Origin of the sequence: Geomonas sp. (assembly GCF_035254065.1) — a bacterium.
GTDB lineage: Bacteria > Desulfobacterota > Desulfuromonadia > Geobacterales > Geobacteraceae > Geomonas.
The window spans coordinates 1-4,465 of the sequence record NZ_DATFBA010000076.1 but is presented as its reverse complement, the minus strand read 5'-3'; the positions used below and the strand labels follow the sequence as shown (position 1 = coordinate 4,465).

General features: G+C 61.4%; 4 protein-coding genes. 3 read left to right on the top strand and 1 reads right to left on the bottom strand.

Annotated elements, in window-relative coordinates:
• Window positions 1-642: tRNA guanosine(34) transglycosylase Tgt (locus VJ604_RS04125; RefSeq protein ID WP_324080113.1), on the bottom strand; the 642-nt coding region annotated here is incomplete at its 3' end.
• Between the two features lie 451 nt (window positions 643-1,093).
• Here VJ604_RS04125 and VJ604_RS04120 point away from each other — a divergent pair.
• From VJ604_RS04120 to VJ604_RS04110, 3 genes are read left to right on the top strand one after another with little or no spacing between them, the layout of a single operon-like run.
• The gene (locus VJ604_RS04120; protein ID WP_324080112.1) at window positions 1,094-1,750 is read left to right on the top strand and encodes a succinate dehydrogenase cytochrome b subunit; all 657 of its coding nucleotides are present in this window, start codon (window positions 1,094-1,096) and stop codon (window positions 1,748-1,750) included.
• 9 nt (window positions 1,751-1,759) lie between these two features.
• Entirely contained in the window at window positions 1,760-3,673 is a 1,914-nt protein-coding gene (locus VJ604_RS04115; protein WP_324080111.1) for a fumarate reductase/succinate dehydrogenase flavoprotein subunit, read from the top strand.
• 23 nt (window positions 3,674-3,696) lie between these two features.
• Window positions 3,697-4,437, top strand: a complete 741-nt coding sequence (locus tag VJ604_RS04110; protein ID WP_324080110.1) for a succinate dehydrogenase/fumarate reductase iron-sulfur subunit — start codon at window positions 3,697-3,699, stop codon at window positions 4,435-4,437.
• Window positions 4,438-4,465: the final 28 nt, after the last annotated feature.

The window sequence follows — 4,465 nt, the reverse complement described above, 5'->3', positions numbered from 1 at the left end:
GACGCCGCCGATGGCGTAGCCGGGGAAGTCCATCTTGACCAGCGCCTTGGCGCAGCGCCTCCTCAAGTCCTCGAACACGCTTCCCTGCACGATGCCGAAAAGGTATTGGTCCTTCCTGGTGTGCGCCTCCTTGCACTGCTTGGCCCAGCGGATGGTCTTCTCGGTGGAGCGCTCCGCGTACCCCTTGTCGCAGGGGTAGGGGATGCACTCGTCGAAGTTCATGATGATGTCCGCTCCCAGCGACTCCTGGATGGCCATGGCGCGCGCGGGGTCCAGGAAGATCTCCTCGCCGGTGTCCTCGTGCTTGAAGAAGACCCCTTCTTCGGTGATCCGCTTGTTGGGGAGCGAGAAGACCTGGAAGCCGCCGGAGTCGGTCAGGATCGGCTTGTCCCACCCCATGAAGCGGTGCAGGCCGCCGGCTTTCTCCACCAGCGCCTCGCCCGGGTGCAGGTGCAGGTGGTAGGTGTTGGAGAGGATGATCTGGGCGCCGGTGTCGTGCACCTGGGCGGGAGTCATCGCCTTCATGGCGGCGTGGGTGGCGACCGGCATGAAGATCGGGGTCTGGATCTCCCCGTGGGGGGTGTACACGACGCCGCGACGGGCGGCGGTTTGCTTGTCCTTCTTAAGCAGTCGATAAATCATAGGTTGTATTAGCCTCTTTCTCTGTTGCGCAATGTCTGTAACTTCTAGCAGAGCGGGGGGCAAAATGCAACTGCAACGGGAGGCGGCCGACAGCAAAACACGGTTAGACTGGAGCCCCGGATGCAGCGTGAGCAGCGGCAGATTAAATGTATGCTGTATACAAAAATGTCTTGCATTTTGGTATAACGGCATTTAATATGCGCCGAGTATCAGCGTGTCAAAACAAACGCTTTGGTCTGTCTCGCATACGCCTGCAGTTTTATAAACGTTAGACACAAAGGAGAGATCAAATGCAGACTTTGAGTCCATGGCGCGCACCCCCACCTTCCGCTGAGCGGAAACCGCGAGTCCCCTTCATCGTGAGGGACCGCAGGGAGTTGTAGCCCCTCCGGCGTACGCAATCGATAGTCACCACCCCAACGATTTCGAATAAAGCAAAGGGACAAAACACATGCGAATACTTACTAGCACCGTAGGTAGAAAGATCCTGATGTCGATCACGGGCCAGCTGTTGATCCTCTTCGTCCTGGTCCACATGATCGGTAACACCACCATTTTCTTCGGCGCGCTGAACGCCTACGCCGAACACCTGCACAGCCTGCCGCCGCTGGTCTGGATCTTCCGTCTGGTGATGCTGGCAGCCATCGCCGTGCACATCTGCTACGGCGTCCAGGTCACCCTGGAGAACAAGGCAGCCAATCCGGGCGCCTACGCCGTGAAGAAGCAGCTCAAGGCGAGCTTCGCCTCCGAGAACATGATCTGGACCGGCCTGCTGCTCCTGGCCTTCATCTGCTACCACCTGGCCCAGTTCACCATGCACCTCACTCCGGACGTGGTGGTCGGTCTTGACACCGTCAACCGTCCCGACGTCTTCAAGATGGTCTCCACCAGCTTCTCCAACGGCGGCATCGCGATCCTCTACATGTTCGCCATGGTCTTCCTGTTCCTGCACCTCTCCCACGGTATCCCGAGCTTCCTGCAGACCATGGGCTGGAACAACGACAAGACCATCCCGGTCTTCGGTACCGGTGGCAAAGTGGTCTCCGCGTTCCTGATGCTCGTTTACATCTCGATTCCTGCCGCTATCTTAATCGGCGCACTGAAATAGGGGGTTCAAGTGATACTCGACGGAAAATGTCCGAAAGGACCGATTCAGACCTCGTGGGACAGGCATCGCTTCGACCTGAAGCTGGTCAACCCCGCCAACAAGCGTAAGTACAAGATCATCATGGTCGGCACCGGCCTGGCCGGCGGCGCAGGCGCAGCCACCCTGGGCGAGCTCGGCTACAACGTGGAAGCCTTCTGCTACCAGGACTCCGCACGCCGCGCCCACTCCATCGCAGCACAGGGCGGCATCAACGCCGCCAAGAACTACCCGAACGACGGCGACTCCATCTACCGCCTGTTCTACGACACCATCAAGGGTGGCGACTTCCGCGCCCGTGAGGCAGACGTCTGGCGTCTGGCCCAGGTGTCCAACAACATCATCGACCAGTGCGTCGCCCAGGGCGTTCCCTTCGCCCGCGACTACGCTGGCTACCTCGATAACCGCTCCTTCGGCGGCGCCCAGGTATCCCGTACCTTCTACGCCAGGGGGCAGACGGGCCAGCAGCTGCTGCTCGGCGCCTACTCCGCTCTTTCCCGCCAGGTGAAGGCCGGCACCGTGAAGATGTTCCCGCGCTGCGAGATGCTCGACCTGATCGTGGTCGACGGCGAAGCCAAGGGCATCACCGTGCGTGACCTGATCACCGGCGAGATCCGCGCCCACGTGGCCGACGCCGTCGTACTGGCTACCGGCGGCTACGTCAACGTGTTCTACCTCTCCACCAACGCCATGGGTTGCTCGGTCACCGCGGCCTGGAAAGCGCACAAGAAAGGCGCCTTCTTCGCCAACCCCTGCTACACCCAGATCCACCCGACCTGCATCCCGCAGTCCGGCGACCACCAGTCCAAGCTGACCCTGATGTCCGAGTCGCTCAGGAACGACGGCCGCTGCTGGGCTCCCAAGAAGAAAGGTGACAACCGTCACCCGAACGACATCCCCGAAGAAGAGCGCGACTACTACCTGGAGAGGAAGTACCCCTCCTTCGGTAACCTCGCTCCCCGCGACATCGCCTCCCGCGCCGCCAAAGAGCAGTGCGACGACGGCCGTGGCGTAGGACCGGGCGGCCGCGGCGTCAACCTCGACTTCTCCGCCGCCATCAAGCGCGTGGGCGAGAACACCATCCGCGAGCGCTACGGCAACCTGTTCGAGATGTACGAGAAGATCACGGACGAGAACGCCTACAAGCAGCCGATGCGTATGTACCCCGCACCGCACTACTCCATGGGCGGCCTCTGGGTCGACTACAACTGCGAGAGCAACGTCCCCGGTCTCTTCGTCCTGGGCGAGGCGAACTTCTCGGTGCACGGCGCGAACCGCCTGGGCGCCTCGGCCCTCATGCAGGGTCTGGCCGACGGCTACTTCGTGATCCCCTACACCATCGCGAACTACCTCGCCAAGACCAAGCCGGGCGCAGTCAAGCTGGACAACCCCGAGTGCAAGAAGTCCATCGAGGACGTCACCAACAACCAGAAGAAGCTGCTCTCCATCAACGGCAAGAAGACCGTGTCCGAGTTCCACCGCGAACTGGGCAAGATCATGTGGGAGAACGTCGGTATGGCCAGGAGCGAGGAGTCCCTCAAGGACGCCCTCAAGAAGATCCCGGTCCTGCGCGAGGAGTTCTGGAAGAACGTGAAGGTTACCGGTTCCGGCGCCGAGCTCAACCAGCAGCTGGAGAACGCCGGCCGCGTGGCCGACTTCCTCGAGTTCGGCGAGCTCATGTCCAAGGACGCCCTGCACAGGAACGAGTCCTGCGGCGGCCACTTCCGCACCGAGCACCAGATGCCGGACGGCGAAGCCAAGCGTGACGACGAGAACTACTGCTATGTCGGTGCCTGGGAGTTCAAGGGCGTCGGCAATGAGCCTGAACTGCACAAGGAGCCGTTGACGTTCGAAAACGTCCATCTGGCGGTAAGGAGCTATAAATAATGAGCCATCACGACAGCCATGGAATGAATCTCGTGTTACATGTGTGGCGCCAGAAGGGGCCGAACGAGCCGGGCAAAATGGAGCAGTACGAGGCCAAAAATGTCAGCCCGGACCAGTCCTTCCTTGAGATGCTCGACGAGGTGAACGAGCAGCTCATCAAAGCGGGGCAGGACCCGATCGTGTTCGACCACGACTGCCGCGAAGGCATCTGCGGCATGTGCTCGCAGGTCATCAACGGCATCCCGCACGGCGGCCAGGAGCGCACCACCGTCTGCCAGCTGCACATGAGGAACTTCAAGGACGGCGACACCATCTACATCGAGCCTTGGAGGGCCAAGGCGTTCCCGATCATCAGGGACCTGGTGGTCGACCGCACCGCGCTGGACAGGATCAGCGAGGCTGGCGGCTACACCTCCGCTCACACCGGCGGTGTTGCTGACGGCAACGCCATCCTGGTGCCGAAACCGGCTGCCGACTACGCCATGGACGCCGCCGAGTGCATCGGCTGCGGCGCCTGCGTGGCCGCCTGCCCGAACGGCTCCGCGATGCTCTATACCTCGGCGAAAGTGGCCCAGCTGGCCGAACTGCCGCAAGGTAAGGCAGAGGCTGCCGAGCGCGTCTGCAACATGCTGGACGCACTCCAGGAGAACGGCTTCGGCAACTGCTCGAACCACTACGAGTGCCAGGCCGCCTGCCCGAAAGGGATCAGCGTCAAGTTCATCGCGCGTCTGAACAGGGAGTACCAGAAGGCCCTGTTCAAGTAAGCTCGAGCTTAAACTGTTCAATTCGCTT

Bases quoted from the DNA above. Each gene is read 5' to 3' on its own strand.
- VJ604_RS04120 (WP_324080112.1), top strand. From the start codon at position 1,094: ATGCGAATACTTACTAGCACCGTAGGTAGAAAGATCCTGATGTCGATC.
- VJ604_RS04110 (WP_324080110.1), top strand. From the start codon at position 3,697: ATGAATCTCGTGTTACATGTGTGGCGCCAGAAGGGGCCGAACGAGCCG.